We start from the raw sequence: 17,033 nt of genomic DNA, 5'->3' as shown, positions 1-17,033 counted from the left end.
ATTGAAACTTCTGACTGCTTTCTAGCTGTTGTCCAGTATATAGTAATACCGACAGATAGCAAGGAATATCACAATAGTTTTGTAAGTGAACTGTGTTAAACCCAACTTTTTACCTTTATTTAAACCAAAGGCTGATTCTCTAAACCCCTTAAAAAATGGGCAAATCCTTCCTCAGCGCGCGCATCAAGGCGACTGCTAGTCACCACACGTACCAAATTACTCCAAATAATGGGTAAATTGGCTTGCTCAAATTTTTTCACCAAACCCACATCTTCATGGCAAGTTAATTCATCAAAACCACCCACCGTCAAATAATCTTGACTGGCAAAGCTCAAATTTGCCCCATGAATATGGCGATGATTCATACAATCTTGATAATGGGCGAGGTATTGTTGTTTGGTACTCTCTGACAACGCATCCCAACAATCGATGCTCACTACGCCACATATCATAGCTGTGGGTTCGGCTTTTAGGTGTTTGATTTGTGCCATTAACCAATCAGCTTCCACCATACTATCGGCATCGGTGCAAGCAATCCAATCAGCCCCCTGTTCAATCAAGTAGCGCACGCCCAAATCCCTGACTTTACCCACACAGCGAAACTCACAGCACAGCCAGTCTACGTGGGCGTTTTGTACTTTTGATAAGGTATCATCATCACAGCTATCTAGCACGACCACCGTTTGTACCGCTATGTCGCTTGATAGCTGAGCAATCGCCTGTTTTATCGCATCCAAACACGCGCTAATACTATCAGCTTCATTATGAGCAGGGATGACTATGCCGATTTTTTTGGGTCGCCGCTGTGGGGTGGTAGTATTTGGCATGACGTTTTTCTCAGTTATTCTACTAGATTTTCTTGCTTGGCAAGGCTTTGGTGATTGGCTTGCCAAATGGTCAACAAAAAATCTTGGTCAATTACATGGCTTTGCTGAAGGTAGTGCAGCTGTTGTTGCAAACAGTCGTGGACTGTTTCGCCTGTCAGTTGAAACCCGTCAATCGGATAGCGCCAATGACAGGCTAAAATCACGCCATTGTCGGTCAATGTAGTGTTGAGCCAAGCGATGACTTCGGCCAGTGCGTCAGGCGCCAAGTAGTATAAAATCTCACTGACTACAATCAAATCAAATCGCTCACTGGGCAAATCCTGCGGTATCAAGCCTTGCACAACTTGCACATGCGCCTGGTTCTGCAGACGCTCACTGGCAAGTTTGACTGCCTCAAGTTGCCCATCCACACACCTCAAATAATCGCAGCGCTGGGCTAACTGCTCACTAAATACACCATTGCTACAGCCCAGTTCAATCGCCTTGGCAAAATGCGGGTAGGGCAACAATGACAAGCAAATCGCGCGTTTTCGTACTTCATACCAGCGTTTTTCATATTGCCAGGGGTCGCTACTATCGGCATAAATTTGGGCAAAATACGCTGACACATCAGTCATGAAGATATACCTCAAACGGTTGGCTAAGCCTGGTTAATGTAGTATCTGACAAAATAGGCGCTGTTCCCGTTGTTGGGTCAGCATAGATTTGACTGCTAAAACAGCGCATGGCATAACTTTTTCGCCGAGCCTGCAATTCGCTTAGATCAAATCGCCATGCCTTGTGCCAAGGAATACGGCTATCGCCAGGCTTTGCCCAATGCCATGCCCAAATCAGCACTTGATAGCAGGTTAAATTTAAGCGACTTTTAAATTCATGGGCAAAACGCTGTACCACTTGCCCAGTGCCTTCATGGTCGGGATGACCATCGTACGCAAATGGGGTGATTAAAATATCAGCGGGCTGAATCAGCGATGTTAACTTGTCAAAAAAATCCGCTTGTCGCCCAAAAACTTCGCCATCAGGAAAATTTAAGCTCGCCATCGACACATTGGGCAAATCCAAACTGCTATCGAGCGTTTCAAGCGCAAGTTGGCTTTCAAGTGCTCGGATTTTTGCCAGTTTGTCGGTCGGATACAGCGCTGAGTTGGGGTGGCTTTTCTCGCCTTGGGTGACACTAACAATCAATATTTGATTGCCTTGAGCCACCAACGCTTGCAGCAGCCCACCGCAGCCCAAAATCTCATCATCTGGGTGCGGCGCAAAAATACACACACGCCGATGGGCGGGAAAATGGGTCGATATATCGAGTCTGGTGAGACTGTCCAACCCTTGCCACGCTTGCCAGTCTTGTGCAGATGTGCCGTCGCCTGCAATTAAACGGTCACCCACAATCGGATGCAATGGGGATGGCTTAGAATCTACAGTTGCCATAATGCCCCCTGTGAATCGCCAAGCTGTTCGGCAGTCAATTTGCCAATCGCTTCACTGTCAAATGCGCCATGGGTTTGACGGATAAATACCGATAAATCTGCCGACAGCCGTGCGAAATGGGCGTTTTTACAATAAGGCGTTGCGCCCAACGCTTTACCAACTTTTTCAAGCACTAGCATGGCGGTAGTCTCCACTTGTGCTCTTAAGATACGGATGGCGAGTGCATGACTTTGGCTAGGTTCACTATCGATTAATTGCGCAACTTGATAAAAGTACGCTTGGGTGACACTGAGTGCTTGCGACACTTCGCCAAGATAAAGTGCTTTAAAGGCTTGGGGTTTTTGCTGATAACTATCCAATAAAAACTGTGACAACTGGGCTGCCGCGCCATACCAACAAGCCGCTACCCCTGCTGCACCCTGCCAAAATCCTGGGCGGTCGAGATAAGGGCTACTTCCTTTAGCAATCGCATTTGATATGACTTGGGTGGCGTTAGCGCCTTTTAGATGGAGCGTGGCTGTCGCCGTGTAGGGCATACCTACCGCATACCAACCGCTGTCATCAATGGTCACTTGCGGTTGGTTCATGGCTAACATCAGCAATTGGGCGTTATTATGGGCATCTCGGAAACTAACCAAGCCATGATCGACAAATGTCGCACCCGAACACCACAGTTTTTGTCCCGTGCATTTTTCGCCATCAAAACGCAGTGGGTCATCACCGCCTTCTGCTGCCCATACTGCCCATAGGCCTTCAGCGATGTCGTCCACGCCCAATTCTGCCAGAATCGCCAATGCATCAAGATGCGACTCAAAAAATTTGACCAAGTTCAAATCACAAGCCGCAACCTGTGCCAATACTTGCCAGCGCTGTAAAGTACGACCGTCAGCAGGCAAGGCAATTTGAGCGGACAAAAGCACCAACTGCGACAAAGTTTGCTTTAATTGTGTGACATAAGCAGCATCGCTTAGTTTAGGTGATGTATCAACCGTTCTGCGAAAGTCTTGCAAAATAGCGGTGATTAATTTGCCCAAGTCCGATTGGTGGTAGTCGGTAGGTAAAGCATAATCCAACACTAGTGTCATTATAAGTTTCTCATTGGCTGTTTTGTTGTCTATTTTATTATCTGTTTTATTGACTTATTTGGTTTTGTCCATGTGGGTTAAATCTGCCAAAAAATGCGCTCGCCACGTGTCAATATCGGTTTCATAGATGCTCTTTAGTAGCGATTGGTGACGTTGTTCCCGTTGTTGTTTGGTCATGGTCAATGCTTGGTATAAGCCCTCTATCATGCTGTCGTTGTTCGTAGGGTCGACCAAGATAGCTTGCTGAAGTTGGTGCGCTGCCCCCGCATTTTTAGACAAAATCAAAATCCCTGCGTTTTGTTCATCTTGGGCAGCAATATATTCTTTTGCCACCAAATTCATGCCATCTTTTAGCGAGTTAACCCAACAAATTTGGCATTGCCTAAATAAAGGCATTAAATTGTCATGACTGACTGGGTCTTCTTGATAGATAATCGGTTGCCAACTGGGAGTAGCAAATTGGCTATTAATTTGCTCAACTAGGGTGTGCACTTGTTGTCGTAACTGTTGATAGGTCTGTATGTCAAGACGGGACGGGCAAGCAATTTGATACAGCTGAATCTGTTCAAGATATTGCGGATAACGCTGCAAAAAGGCGGCAAAAGCTTGTAAGCGTTCGGGAATGCCTTTGGTGTAATCCAGTCGTTCCACCGCTAAAATCGTGGTGATGGTTGAAGTGAGATTTTTTAACACAGCTTGGTCTGACAGCGGTTGTTTGGCAAGCTTATGAATATAAACAGGATTGATACCAATCGGATAGGCTTGTATTAAGGTGGTGTGATTGCCATGGGTAATCAGTGTACGCGCATTTGTTTGAGTAAATTGGATGGCGTGGGGGAGTAGCTGCTCAATCACCGCGACACAATTTTGAGCGTCTTGTTGGGTTTGTAATCCAACCACATCATAATCGAGTAATTGATGGATTAACGTTTGACCATAGGTCAAAAAATCCCACACCCATAACTGGGGAAATGGAATATGCAAAAAAAAGCCAATGCGCTGTTTCATGCCTAAGTCGCGGCAATGCCTTGCTACCGCAAAAAAATGATAATCTTGTATCCAAATCATATCGTCAGGCTGAGCAATTTGCTGTAGCTGTTTGGCAAACATACGATTGACAGCTTGATAAACGCTAAAATCTTCACTACTTGATACAATCAAATCCGTGCGGTCATGCATCCCCGCCCAAAGTCGATTATTGGCGTAACCACAATAATACTTTTCATATTGTATGGGTGAAAAAGCCGTCGTGACATAGGTGACTTTGTCATGCTGCTTAGTCGCAAATTGATTGACAGTATCGGGCATATCGCTGATATTTGTCACTACTTGACCGTTCCAACCGACCCAAATACCGCCATCTTTGGCAAGGGCTTCTTGAAGCGCTACTGCCAACCCTCCTGCTACGGCTTTAGGTGACTGTTTACTAGGTAAATTAACCCGATTCGATAACACAATCAACTTTGACATAGGGTCAATAATCCTTGAAGTAATGCGGTAACGGCTGAGACGTCGCTCACATAATAATGAGCATGGGTGGGCTCACAACCGACTTTTACACCAATTCCTTTGATATCACTACCTTTCTTATTTGATGTATCGCCATAACTTTGTACGGCAATAAATCCTGCTTCATCAGTCACATCATCGCCGATAAATATCGGACGGCAATGAGGGTGATAGTGGTTTAAGACATGGTTAATGGCACTGCCTTTATCGACACCTTGCGGCAATAGCTCATACACACATTTGCCCGCTTTAAGTTGCCAATCATTAAAATCATGCCCAATAGCTTGCATGATGGTTAAAGCGCTAGCGGCAAGTTCGGGATGCTCACGAAAATGCAGTGCCACACCAAAAGGTTTTTGCTCAATGCGCCAGTGTGGATGATTACCAGTAGCGTTAATGACGCTTTGATTAATTTGTTGTAGCTGTGCTAAATCGATGTCCACCAAAGAATAGCCATCAATTAGAGTATCACATTGCAAACCATGACTACCAATCACCGGCAGTTTTAACGGCGCTGTCAAACGTCTAGCATCAGCAACCGATCGCCCTGTCACTAGCCAAATAGGTAAATGATTTTGTAACTGCGCTAAAATTGCTAAATTATCATTGCTGATAAAACTTTTCTGGGGATCGGGGTGAAATTCACTAAGCGTCCCATCAATATCTAACAATAGCAAAAAATCACCAACTCCTTGAACAACTTTAGCTAAATTATTAGCTAAAAGTTGTGAGGGGCTAGTGACTGAATGATTAATAATGGTATGAAGGTGACTAACACTCATCTTATATTTTTATCATTTTATCATTCTAAATTAATCATGCTAAATCCATGACAAGGTAAAATTACGGTGTCAAAATCACTTTTCGACACTCTTCTTCACGTTTTTCAAAGATTTCATAGCCTTTTGCCGCATCCGATAGATTCATACGATGGGTAATAATCGCTTCAGGTGATAAATCCCCATTTTCAATATGTTCAAGCAGCTGTGGCAAGTATTTATGTACATGGGTTTGACCCATTTTAAAGGTTAATCCTTTGTCAAACGCATCACCCATCAAGAAACCATGAATCGGACCTGCATACACCCCAGGAATACTGACTGTACCACCACGGCGTACCGCTGCCATACACTGACGTAACGCCGCGCCACTTGAGCCTTCAAGTTTGAGCGTCGTTAATACCGTTTCAACTATGCTACCTTTTGATTCAAAACCGACGGCATCAATCACTGCATCGACACCACGATGCCCCGCAGTTTGCTCAATAATGGCTTCTGCGGCATCAACTTTGTCAAAATTGACAGGAATTGCGCCATACGTATCTTGTGCGTATTGCAGGCGATAGTCATTGTGGTCAACGATAAATATTTGTGCAGCGCCTAACATTTTAGCACAGGCAGCTGATAACAAGCCCACAGGTCCTGCACCATAGATAGCCAAAGTCGAACCTTTGGTAACATTGGCATTCGTCACCGCCTGCCATGCAGTCGGCAAAATATCCGATAAGAATAACACTTTCTCATCAGGCAATGAACCTGGGACTTTAAAAGGACCAAAATTGGCTTTTGGTACGCGAACATATTCCGCTTGTCCACCCGGCACACCGCCATATAAATGGCTAAAACCGAACAATGCCGAAGGTGGCGGAATAAGCTTTTTGTTCATCGCCGCGCCTGGACCCTCATTGGTGGTCTCACAGGCTGCCATTAAATCATTTTGACAAAAAAAGCAGCTACCACAGGCAATTACAAATGGTATCACCACGCGATCGCCTTTTTTTACCGCTGTGACATCGGCGCCCACTTCTTCGACAACCCCCATAAATTCATGACCAAAAATATCGCCTTCTTCAGTTGCAGGGATTTTGCCACGGTATAGATGTAAGTCCGAACCACAAATGGCGGTAGCGGTAACTTTTAAGATAATATCATCTTTGGCTTGTAACTGTGGGTCGGGAACATTGTCGACTCGAACATCTTTGGCACCATGGTAGGTTAATGCGCGCATGGGTATAACTCCTAGTTGTTGTTTTGCTGTTATTGTTTTTTGACTGTTATTTGACCAAATAAAGCAGCGCCACTGAACTAATATTTTATGGGGCGTTATCATTTGACGTTTTGCAGAGTAACATGCGCCATGCATGGTTGTTGTCTATTCATGTAGTAGATAGGTTAATGTAATGTAAGCAATCCTAAAATAAACCATTGAAAATATTATATAATTTTAATAATTGTCCATAAAATTTTAGTATGAATTTTTAGCTATGGCTTAAACTTTAGTTCGCGTAAGTTTTCTAAAAAATAACGGTCAAGGCGGCTGATAAAAAATCAAGGTGCTACTACGCTACTAATTTGCTAATAAAGTAAACGCATATCAGCCAACACCGAAAATTCAGCCAGTAAAACTGATTAGGTATATCCCTTTGGAAGTTATACGATAAGCCAAGCTTTGGTTATCCATGACTTTATTGACATTTTTATTGACAATTTTTAATAGGTAACACGATAAATTTTGCAAGCTATTGACCCAAGTGATAATTGAAAATACAGCCATCATCAATCATCAAAAAAAACATTGACAATTAAAAAAATTTAAAGGTGGATATTGAAACGATTTATCAAAACACCATATCAATTTTAGTTCAAAGCTAATTAGTTCAAAGCTAAAAGGAAAAATAATAATGCAATTTGATAAATTTACTAATGCCTTACAAAACGCGGTTCAGCAGGCACAAACGCTCGCTGTCACTCGTGATCATACCGCGATTGAGCCGATTCATTTATTGTCAGTGCTACTCAATGAACCGAGTAATGCCAATGTGTATGAACAGGCAGGCGCAAACTTAAGCCAGTTAAAAACCGAAGTACAACAATCGCTCAACAACCAAGCGGTGATTGGTACACCCACAGGTGATGTCAATCTCAGCCCAAATACGGTTAAGATTTTAAATCTAGCCGAGCGCCACGCGCAAAAAGCGGGCGATCAGTTCTTATCTACTGACTGGGTGCTGGTTGCCCTAGCAGAGACGGGCGATACCGCAAAACTGCTCACAAAAGCAGGGGTCAATGAGCCAAAACTAAGACAAGTCATTAATTTTATTCGTGGGGGTGATAAAGTGGATACACAAAATAGCGAAGACCAACGTGATGCCTTAAACAAATATACCATCGATTTAACCGCACGTGCCGAATCGGGCAAACTTGACCCCGTGATTGGGCGTGATGACGAAATCCGCCGTACCATTCAAGTGTTGTCACGCCGTACCAAAAACAACCCTGTGCTCATTGGTGAGCCGGGGGTAGGTAAAACGGCCATTGTCGAAGGATTGGCACAAAAAATCGTAAATGGTGACGTGCCAGAAGGCTTGCGCAACAAACGCGTATTATCGCTTGATTTGGGCGCACTGATTGCGGGGGCAAAATTCCGTGGTGAGTTTGAAGAACGCCTAAAAGCGGTACTGAACGACCTAGCAAAAAGCGAAGGGCAAGTCATTTTATTCATTGATGAAATTCATACCATGGTCGGTGCGGGTAAAGCCGATGGCGCGATGGATGCAGGTAATATGCTCAAACCTGCGTTAGCGCGTGGTGAGCTTCACTGCGTGGGTGCGACTACCCTTGATGAATACCGCCAATATATCGAAAAAGATGCCGCCCTTGAGCGTCGTTTTCAAAAAGTATTGGTTGATGAGCCTACCGTGGAAGATACCATTGCCATTTTGCGTGGTCTAAAAGAGCGTTATGAACTGCATCATGGGGTTGATATCCAAGACAGTGCGATTATTGCCGCCGCGCGGATGAGTAACCGTTACATCACCGACCGTATGCTACCTGACAAAGCCATTGACTTGGTGGATGAAGCGGCTAGCCGTCTAAAAATGGAACTTGATAGTAAACCAGAAGCCTTGGGTAAATTAGACAGCCGTTTGATTCAGCTTAAAATGCAACGTGAAACCTTAAAGCATGAAGATGACGAAGGCGCGAAATCACAGCTAAAACTGCTCGACACCCAAATCAGCGAGCTTGAAAAAGAATACGCAGATTTAAATGAAATTTGGCAAGCAGAAAAAGCCCTCGTTAAAGGTAGCCAGCAGCTCAAAGACGAGCTTGATAAAGCACGTATCGCCTATGAAAAAGCCCAGCGTGAAGGTGACTACGAGACCATGTCAAAACTGCAATACGAAACCATTCCACAACTGGAAAAACGTATTAAAGACTCTGACTTGGCTGAGCAAAAAGAGCAAGCAGGGGAAGCGCCAAGCGTCAAACTGCTACGTAACAAAGTCACCGAAAACGAAATCGCTGAAGTCGTTGCTGCTGCAACAGGCATTCCTGTTACCAAAATGATGCAAGGCGAACGTGAAAAAATGCTGCACATGGAAGAAAAACTGCACGAGCGTGTAGTCGGTCAAGATGAAGCGGTACAAGCAGTCGCCAATGCGGTGCGCCGTAGTCGTGCAGGGCTGTCTGACCCCAATCGTCCCAGTGGTTCGTTCTTGTTCCTAGGTCCGACAGGGGTGGGTAAAACTGAATTGACCAAATCATTGGCAAGTTTCTTGTTTGATGATGAAAACGCCATGATTCGTATTGATATGTCTGAATTTATGGAAAAACACAGTGTCAGCCGTCTTGTCGGCGCACCCCCAGGCTACGTGGGTTATGAAGAAGGTGGGGTGTTGACTGAAGCGGTACGCCGCCGACCCTACAGTGTGGTATTGTTTGATGAAGTAGAAAAAGCGCATCCGGATGTGTTTAATATCCTACTACAAGTGCTAGACGATGGTCGCTTGACCGACAGCCAAGGTCGCGTTGTGGACTTTAAAAACACCGTCATTATCATGACCTCAAACCTTGGCTCGCATAAAATCCAAGAAATGGCAGGCGATAGCTACGAAGAAATCAAAGCGGCAGTGATGAATTCAGTCAATCAGCATTTTCGCCCAGAATTTGTCAACCGTATTGATGAAATCGTAGTATTCCATCCACTTGGGCAAGAGCAAATGGCGGGTATTGCAGATATTCAACTCTCACGCTTACGCAAACGTCTTCAAGAGCGTGACATGAATATTGTGTTGTCAGATGAAGCCATGAATCAATTGGTCGCTGTGGGTTATGACCCTGTGTATGGTGCAAGACCACTAAAACGCGCCATCCAGCAAGAAATCGAGAATCCGCTATCAGTCAAATTGCTATCGGGTGAGTTTGTGGCGGGTGATACCATCAAAGTGGATGTCGATGCCCAAGATAAATTGACCTTTGATAAATTGCGTATGAGTTAATTTTCTCACCAAAAAAAACGGCTCTCACTTGAAAGCCGTTTTTTTTCGCCTATGTGTAGCAAATTACAGTATAATTCTGCCTAAATTTAAAATTTGAGGAAACAAAATGTCGATCAAATCCGACCGCTGGATACGCCAAATGGCACAAGAGCATGGCATGATTGAGCCATTTGAAGCAGGTCAAGTACGTGTGGGCGAGCAGGGACAAAAATTGGTCAGCTATGGCACCTCAAGCTATGGTTATGATGTCCGCTGTGCGCGCGAATTTAAAGTGTTTACCAATGTCCATTCTGCCATCGTTGACCCAAAAAACTTTGATGAGCGTAGCTTTATTGATATCGTGGGCGATGAATGTATCATCCCGCCCAACTCATTTGCCTTGGCTCGTACTGTCGAGTATTTTCGTATTCCCCGCGATGTATTGACCATTTGTTTGGGGAAATCTACCTATGCGCGCTGCGGTATTATTGTCAATGTCACGCCGCTTGAGCCAGAATGGGAAGGGCATGTGACGCTTGAATTTAGTAATACCACCAACTTGCCGGCGCGTATCTATGCAGGCGAAGGCGTGGCGCAAATGCTATTTTTCCAAAGTGATGCCGATGATGTGTGCGAAACTTCATACAAAGACCGTGGCGGTAAGTACCAAGGTCAAATGGGCGTGACTTTACCCAAAGCGTAAATGGCAAAAGATAAGCATTAAGCAGTAATATAGACCCACTTCGGTGGGTTTTATATTTTATGGCGACAAATTGCTAAACGCTAAAATTTTACACGAGCTTACAACTGCTTTAAGCTTTCTAGTTTTGAATATGTCATACTAACGATGCGTTATCGCTACCGTTTTAAAATAATAATACCGCACATAATAAGGATAACATCATGATTGAACTAAGTAATAACTATGTCGCGCTAAATTTGGCAAAATTCATCTATGAAGAAGAAGCCAAACTCACGCCAAATAAACACAAGCAAGAAAGTGATATCAAAGAATATATTTTTGAATTATATGAAGAGTGCGTTGCTGTCGTTGAAGAAAACGACTCAGCGGATTATGAATATGAAGACTTTGATTTTGATGAAGATGAATCGTTAGTAGATGACGATGACGATATGCTTCGCTAACATGTTAATCTATAAAAAAATCGGCTCAAGTGGCCGATTTTTTTATGTTTAAGTAGGGATTAAGCAATGGTTGCCGCAAAATAATCGCGGTCAAACGCTGTGATGGGTTGGCTTGTTGCTTTTACCATCGCAATATGCGCATCTAAGCGTGGCAACATACGACCGACATAGTAATCTGCTAATTTTGCTTTATTGGCATAAAAGTCGCCTTCTTTGCCATTTGCCGCTTCAACCATCAAGCCAAACATATAAGTAAAGCTGACATAACCAAAGGCTTGTAAATAATCAACCGCACAGCCATTGATTTCGTCTTTGTTGACCGCTGCCGCTGCTACCACCGCTTTGGTTAAGTCTTCGAGTTTATCCGCTGATGTTAAAATTGCTTGTTTGATGGCATGGTCTGCGTTCATGTTATTGGCAAAATCACGCATTTCTTGCACATACGTTGTCACAAACGCACCGCCGTTTTTCACCACTTTACGACCCAACAAGTCAAGTGATTGGATACCATTGGTCCCTTCATAAATTTGCGAGATACGGGTATCACGTACGATTTGTTCCATTCCCCATTCACGGATATAGCCATGACCACCAAAGCATTGCTGTGCATCAATTGATGCCTCAAGCCCACGGTCTGTTAAGAATGCTTTAGCAACTGGCGTCAAAAGAGCAACGCGGTCATCAGCAGCTTTTCTTGCTTCAGCATCATCGGTATATTTGTTGGTATCGAGTTCTTTGGCGACATACATCGCAAAGCAACGTGACGCTTCACTGATGGTTTTGGCATTTAACAGCATACGGCGAACGTCGGCATGAAATACGATTGGGTCAGCGGCTTTGTTTGGCTCTTGGATACCGCTATCGGCGCGACCTTGGATACGGTCAAGGGTATAAGCTGTGGCGTTTTGATACGCTAACTCAGCGCCACCGATACCTTGCAACCCCATCGTCAAACGCTCATAGTTCATCATGATAAACATGGAAGCAAGACCGGTATTTTCCGCGCCTACCATAAAGCCTTTGGCACCATCAAAGTTCATGACGCAAGTGGCTGACGCTTTGATACCCATTTTGTGCTCGATAGAGCCGCAGCTTACCGCGTTACGCTCGCCCAATGAGCCATCCGCATTCACATGGAATTTGGGTACGATAAACAATGAAATCCCTTTTGAGCCTGCTGGGGCATCTGGGGTTTTTGCCAATACCAAATGGATGATGTTGTCCGCTAAGTCATGTTCACCTGCGGTGATAAAAATTTTGGTACCTGTAATATTGTAGCTACCATCTTGGTTTGGCACGGCTTTGGTTTTGATGATACCCAAATCCGTACCTGCGTGCGGTTCGGTCAAACACATCGTACCTGTCCACTCACCTGAGTAGATTTTTTCTAGGTAGGTTTGTTTTTGTTCTTCCGAGCCTGCGTTATAGATACACATGCACGCGCCACCTGATAGGTTTGGATAGAGCGCGAATGATTGGTTGGCGGTAAATACCATCTCTTCAGCGAGCATCGTAACCATTTTTGGCATACCTTGACCGCCATGATTTGGATCGCCGCCTAGACCAATCCAGCCGCCTTGTGCGTATTCGTCAAATGCTGCTTTAAAGCCAGTGGGTGTTTTTACTTTGCCTTCACCCAGATATTGTGCCCCTTCTTCATCGCCTGAGCGGTTGATGGGCAGTAACGTGTTTTTAGCAAATTTTGACATTTCTTCTAAAATCATATTGACCGTATCACTGTCAACATGGGCTAACTGTTCATTTTTTTGCCAAAAATCAGCTGCATTGAATACATCATTTAAAATGAATTTCATGTCTTGAATTGGCGCATTATAAATAGGCATATTATTTCCTTTTATGGGTTAGCTCGTAATTCGAAATGAGACAAATCCTTAGACAGCTTTTGCTACCTAAGGATTGAATAAAGAATTAAACTATCAATGATTCTATCATAATTTTATTACTACACTGGATAGCTTAGTAAAAAATTAGAATTGGAATTCGTCAACTTCCATAGTCATGTATGGCTCAAGCCCTGTATCAATACGTTTGACGTAAGTTAAGGTGCGAGGCAATAGTTTTGCAAAGTAGAACTGAGCGGTTTTGATTTTCGCTTGATAGAATTTAGTCTCAGTGGTGTCGCCTTCGAGCGCTTGCTGAGCGACTAACGCCATACGCGCCCATAGGTAAGCTAGGGTGATATAGCCACTATAGTACATGTAGTCAACAGCCGCTGCACCCACTGCATCAGGATTTTCAGTGGCTTGCATACCAATGCGAGCGGTCAAATCGCCCCATTCTTTATTCAAACGGGCTAGTGGACGAATGAATTCACCCATCGCATCGTTGTCTTTGTTTTCTTCACAGAATTGATAAATGACTTTGCTAAAGTTAGCTAGCATTTTACCTTGTGAACCCAATACTTTACGGCCTAACAAGTCAAGTGATTGGATTTCAGTGGTACCTTCATATAAACAAGCAATACGCGTATCACGTACGTTTTGTTCCATGCCCCATTCACGGATAAAGCCGTGACCACCATACACTTGCACACCGTGATTGGCTGCTTCATAACCCGTTTCAGTTAAGAAGGCTTTGGCAATTGGTGTTAAAAAAGACAACATCTGGTCAGCGTAGGCTTGTGTTTCGCCTTCACCTTTAGTTACCACATCAGAGAATTGTGATAGATAGTAGACTAGCGCACGGCCACCTTCAGCAAACGCTTTACAAGTTAATACCATGTTGCGCACGGCTGGATGGACGATGATTGGGTCAGCCGCTTGTTCTGGGGCTTTTGCACCGCTTAATGCGCGCATCGCAAGACGTTCTTTAGCGTAGCTTAAACCACCTTGGAAAGCCAATTCAGCCGCAGTTAAACCTTGAATCGCAGTACCAATACGGGCAGTATTCATGAAGGTAAACATACAGTTTAGACCTTTGTTTTCAGGTCCAATCAAGTAACCTTTAGCTTTATCAAAGTTTAGTACCGCAGTTGCAGAGGCTTTAATACCCATTTTGTGTTCAATCGAACCACAGGTAACAGGGTTACGCTCACCGATAGAGCCATCTTCGTTGACATTGAATTTTGGTACGATGAACAATGAGATACCTTTGGTACCTGCTGGTGCACCCGGTAAACGCGCTAGTACGATATGGACAATGTTGTCTGCCATGTCGTGTTCGCCCGCTGAGATAAAGATTTTTTGACCGGTGATAGCGTATGAACCGTCTTCATTGGGTTCAGCTTTGCTGCGGATAATACCTAAATCAGAACCTGCATGCGCTTCGGTCAGACACATGGTACCCGTCCACTCACCGCTGACGAGTTTTAATAAATATTTTTGTTTTTGTTCATCGGTACCGTGGTGTTCTAGCGTACGGATGGCACCTTCAGAGAGACCTGGGTACATTGAGAAAGACCAGTTAGCCGTACCTACCATTTCATTGACTGCTGAACCCAATGACAATGGCATACCTTGACCGCCAAATTCTTCATCGGCACATAAAGAAGGAAAGCCTAATTCACAGTATTGTTTATACGCTTCTTTAAAGCCTTTTGGCGTATATACATTACCATTTTCAAAACGACAGCCTTCTTCATCGCCTGAACGATTGAGGGGTGATAATTCTGCTTCAGAGAAGCTTGCACCTGCTTCTATGAAACTATCAATCGTTTCTTTATCCGTATGGGCATAGCTAGGAATGGTTTTGTAGTGATCTTCAAATTTTAATAATTCATGCATGACAAATTTCATATCACGAAGCGGTGCTTTATATTGCATACGATATCCTTGATTAGTGTTTTAAAAAGACAAAAAAACCTACCCCATTACTAAGGTTTTATATCTCTAAGATAGGAAAATTTGGCAAAGGTGACAAGGTGCTAACATGACTATAGGGTCATAAAAAAATCTAATTGGTCTAATTAAAACTTATAGCAAATAGTTTGGTTTATAGTTGGCTTTGAGCCAATCGGTGGTATCTTTACTAGACATGGGTACACCAAAACCAAAGCCTTGAATCAAATCACAACCAAGGCTACGCAAATATTCAATTTCTTCACAGTTAGAGACACCCTCAGCCAAGGCTTTCATAGATAGCGAATGCGCCATATCAATCACTGATTTGACAATCACTTGTTTTTTTGGGTCTTGTAGAATATCTGTGATAAATAAGCGATCAATTTTGAGCACATCAATCGGATATTTAATCAAATATTGCATCGCAGCAAAGCCTGTACCAAAGTCATCAATCGATATACTAAAACCATACTGGCGCAGTTTTGCTAGCATCACCTGCGCTTTTAATTCATCATGGATTTTGCAGACTTCCGTGATTTCAAAACTGATTAATTGGGCAAGCCAACTATACTGCTGTGTTGTCCCTTCAATAAACTCAATAAATTTGTCACTAATCAATTGGCGAGTATCAATATTGATACAGATGAGGCAGTTATAGCCCATCTCACGCCATGTCAAAATCTGCTCAATACAAGCTAACACGATTTTTTCAAATAGCGGCTGCGATGACTTATCGAGCACCTCCGCCAAAAAATCGTTGGGATAGAGGAGTCCAAGGGTGGGATGCTCCCAGCGCACCAGCGCTTCAAACATCGGCAAGTCAGGTTGTGCAAACTTTAGCTTGGGCTGAAAGTGAGGCAAAATTTGCTGTTTTAATAACGCATTTTTAAAGGCGCTTAGCAAATGAATGTCTTTAAAATTGCCTTTTTGCTGGTTGTCATCATACCAAACACAATCTTCATCACTGATAAGCCGCGCATGTTTTAACGCCGTGTCTGCTTGCAATAGCAATGTCTGAGCATCTTGGGTATGAGTGGGGAAAATCGAGGCGCCAATCGACAGCCTTAAATAAATTGATTGGTTGTCAATGCTAAAAGGTAAGTCAAATAACTGTTTGAGCGCTGCCACGTAGTGATGCGCGGCATCAAGGTATTGTACCGAAATCATTGCAGCAAAACTATCACCCCCAAACCGCGAAAAAGTGACTAAACTGGCACCCGAAATTTTTAAGGATTTTACCCGTTTGACAAAACCTTGAATCAGCGTATTGGTATTTTCAATGCCAAGGCTGATGTTAAAAGACTGCAATTTATCAATATTGATGCGTAGCAATACCCCCATACACCCGCGCTGATTATCGGCTGCCTGGTAGTAGTCAATACAGCTTTTTAACTTGTCATAAAAAGTATCGTAATTGGGCAGACCCGTTAATTCATCATAATTGTAGAGATGTAAGGTGTGGCTAAGCTGCGCATCTTTTTTGGTTAAATTGGTGAGTAACCCGACATACACCACCCGATTATCATCGACTTCACACACGGAGATATCTAGCCAAACCGCCACTTCAGGTGAATTTTGATAAGAAAGCACTAAATTGGTCGAAATTGATTGTCGATTGTCCAGTTTGGTAATGATGGCGGCAATCGCTTGCTGTAAGTGTGGGGCGTAGGTCTTATACGCATAAAAATAAAACGGGCTACCTATCACCTGATCGCGTGGCAAGGCAGTAATATTTAAAAATTGCTGATTGACACAGATAAAACGTAGCTGTTCATCAAGCATAAAAATGCCATCATGGATTTTTGAAAAAACCGAGGCAAACATCGCATTTTGATGTTCAGGCGAAATTTGTTTGTCAAAAAAATGGCTATCGACAATAAACCCATACTCACTTAACTCATCATGACGAAACTTGTTAGCTCCTGTAAAGCAATCACGATGGTCTTTTGGCATGACTGATTTGTTATTCAGTGACATG

The 17,033-nt window shown here is 43.6% G+C and carries 13 protein-coding genes; 3 read left to right on the top strand and 10 right to left on the bottom strand.

Translation table 11 applies throughout. The annotated features are described in order from the left end of the window. Positions 1 to 119 precede the first annotated feature (119 nt). The 7 genes from RTJ53_RS03495 to RTJ53_RS03465 form a co-directional block, all read right to left on the bottom strand. Positions 120 to 827 (bottom strand): glycosyltransferase family 2 protein, encoded by a 708-nt coding sequence (locus RTJ53_RS03495; protein WP_312275850.1) that lies wholly within the window; start codon positions 825 to 827, stop codon positions 120 to 122. A 14-nt stretch (positions 828 to 841) separates the two neighbouring features. After that, on the bottom strand, positions 842 to 1,444 hold the full coding sequence (locus RTJ53_RS03490; protein ID WP_312275849.1) for a class I SAM-dependent DNA methyltransferase: 603 nt from the start codon (positions 1,442 to 1,444) through the stop codon (positions 842 to 844). Then, complete coding sequence (locus tag RTJ53_RS03485) at positions 1,437 to 2,258, bottom strand: PIG-L deacetylase family protein (RefSeq protein ID WP_312275848.1); 822 nt, start codon at positions 2,256 to 2,258, stop codon at positions 1,437 to 1,439. Before RTJ53_RS03485 ends, RTJ53_RS03490 begins: the two co-directional genes overlap by 8 nt. Further along, positions 2,246 to 3,343: an acyl-CoA dehydrogenase gene (locus tag RTJ53_RS03480; RefSeq protein ID WP_312275847.1), complete on the bottom strand. Its 1,098-nt coding sequence runs from the start codon at positions 3,341 to 3,343 to the stop codon at positions 2,246 to 2,248. The genes RTJ53_RS03485 and RTJ53_RS03480 overlap by 13 nt, the downstream gene beginning before the upstream one ends. Positions 3,344 to 3,397: 54 nt before the next feature. Beyond that, positions 3,398 to 4,813, bottom strand: coding sequence for an alpha,alpha-trehalose-phosphate synthase (UDP-forming) (locus RTJ53_RS03475; RefSeq protein ID WP_312275846.1), 1,416 nt, complete (start codon positions 4,811 to 4,813; stop codon positions 3,398 to 3,400). Continuing rightward, positions 4,801 to 5,529, bottom strand: a complete 729-nt coding sequence (gene otsB / locus RTJ53_RS03470) for a trehalose-phosphatase (protein WP_312275845.1) — start codon at positions 5,527 to 5,529, stop codon at positions 4,801 to 4,803. Before otsB ends, RTJ53_RS03475 begins: the two co-directional genes overlap by 13 nt. 166 nt (positions 5,530 to 5,695) lie before the next feature. Then, a complete protein-coding gene (locus RTJ53_RS03465; protein WP_036605031.1) occupies positions 5,696 to 6,859 on the bottom strand; it encodes a zinc-dependent alcohol dehydrogenase in 1,164 nt (387 codons plus the stop codon). A gap of 673 nt (positions 6,860 to 7,532) precedes the next feature. Between RTJ53_RS03465 and clpB the strand changes: the two genes are divergently transcribed. The 3 genes from clpB to RTJ53_RS03450 all read left to right on the top strand — a co-directional run bounded on the left by clpB (position 7,533) and on the right by RTJ53_RS03450 (position 11,255). Then, the gene (gene clpB / locus RTJ53_RS03460) at positions 7,533 to 10,130 is read left to right on the top strand and encodes an ATP-dependent chaperone ClpB (RefSeq protein WP_312275844.1); all 2,598 of its coding nucleotides are present in this window, start codon (positions 7,533 to 7,535) and stop codon (positions 10,128 to 10,130) included. 106 nt (positions 10,131 to 10,236) lie between these two features. Beyond that, positions 10,237 to 10,812 (top strand): dCTP deaminase, encoded by a 576-nt coding sequence (dcd, locus tag RTJ53_RS03455; protein ID WP_007116249.1) that lies wholly within the window; start codon positions 10,237 to 10,239, stop codon positions 10,810 to 10,812. A gap of 200 nt (positions 10,813 to 11,012) precedes the next feature. Next, positions 11,013 to 11,255 carry a hypothetical protein gene (locus RTJ53_RS03450; RefSeq protein ID WP_312275843.1) on the top strand — a complete coding sequence of 81 codons (243 nt, stop codon included), beginning with the start codon at positions 11,013 to 11,015 and terminating at the stop codon, positions 11,253 to 11,255. Positions 11,256 to 11,314: 59 nt separating this feature from the next. Here the strand turns inward: RTJ53_RS03450 and RTJ53_RS03445 are convergent, their stop codons facing one another. From RTJ53_RS03445 to RTJ53_RS03435, 3 genes are all read right to left on the bottom strand, one after another. Beyond that, a complete protein-coding gene (locus RTJ53_RS03445) occupies positions 11,315 to 13,099 on the bottom strand; it encodes an acyl-CoA dehydrogenase C-terminal domain-containing protein (protein ID WP_312275842.1) in 1,785 nt (594 codons plus the stop codon). A 144-nt stretch (positions 13,100 to 13,243) separates the two neighbouring features. Then, positions 13,244 to 15,037, bottom strand: a complete 1,794-nt coding sequence (locus RTJ53_RS03440) for an acyl-CoA dehydrogenase C-terminal domain-containing protein (RefSeq protein ID WP_312275841.1) — start codon at positions 15,035 to 15,037, stop codon at positions 13,244 to 13,246. 150 nt (positions 15,038 to 15,187) lie between these two features. Then, entirely contained in the window at positions 15,188 to 17,032 is a 1,845-nt protein-coding gene (locus RTJ53_RS03435) for a putative bifunctional diguanylate cyclase/phosphodiesterase (RefSeq protein ID WP_312275840.1), read from the bottom strand. Between the last annotated feature and the right edge of the window lies 1 nt (position 17,033).

Origin of the sequence: Moraxella sp. CTOTU46711 (assembly GCF_031975715.1) — a bacterium.
Taxonomy (GTDB): Bacteria; Pseudomonadota; Gammaproteobacteria; order Pseudomonadales; family Moraxellaceae; genus Faucicola.
Note: the sequence above shows the minus strand (reverse complement) of the source record. Positions and strands in the feature narration are given on the sequence as shown.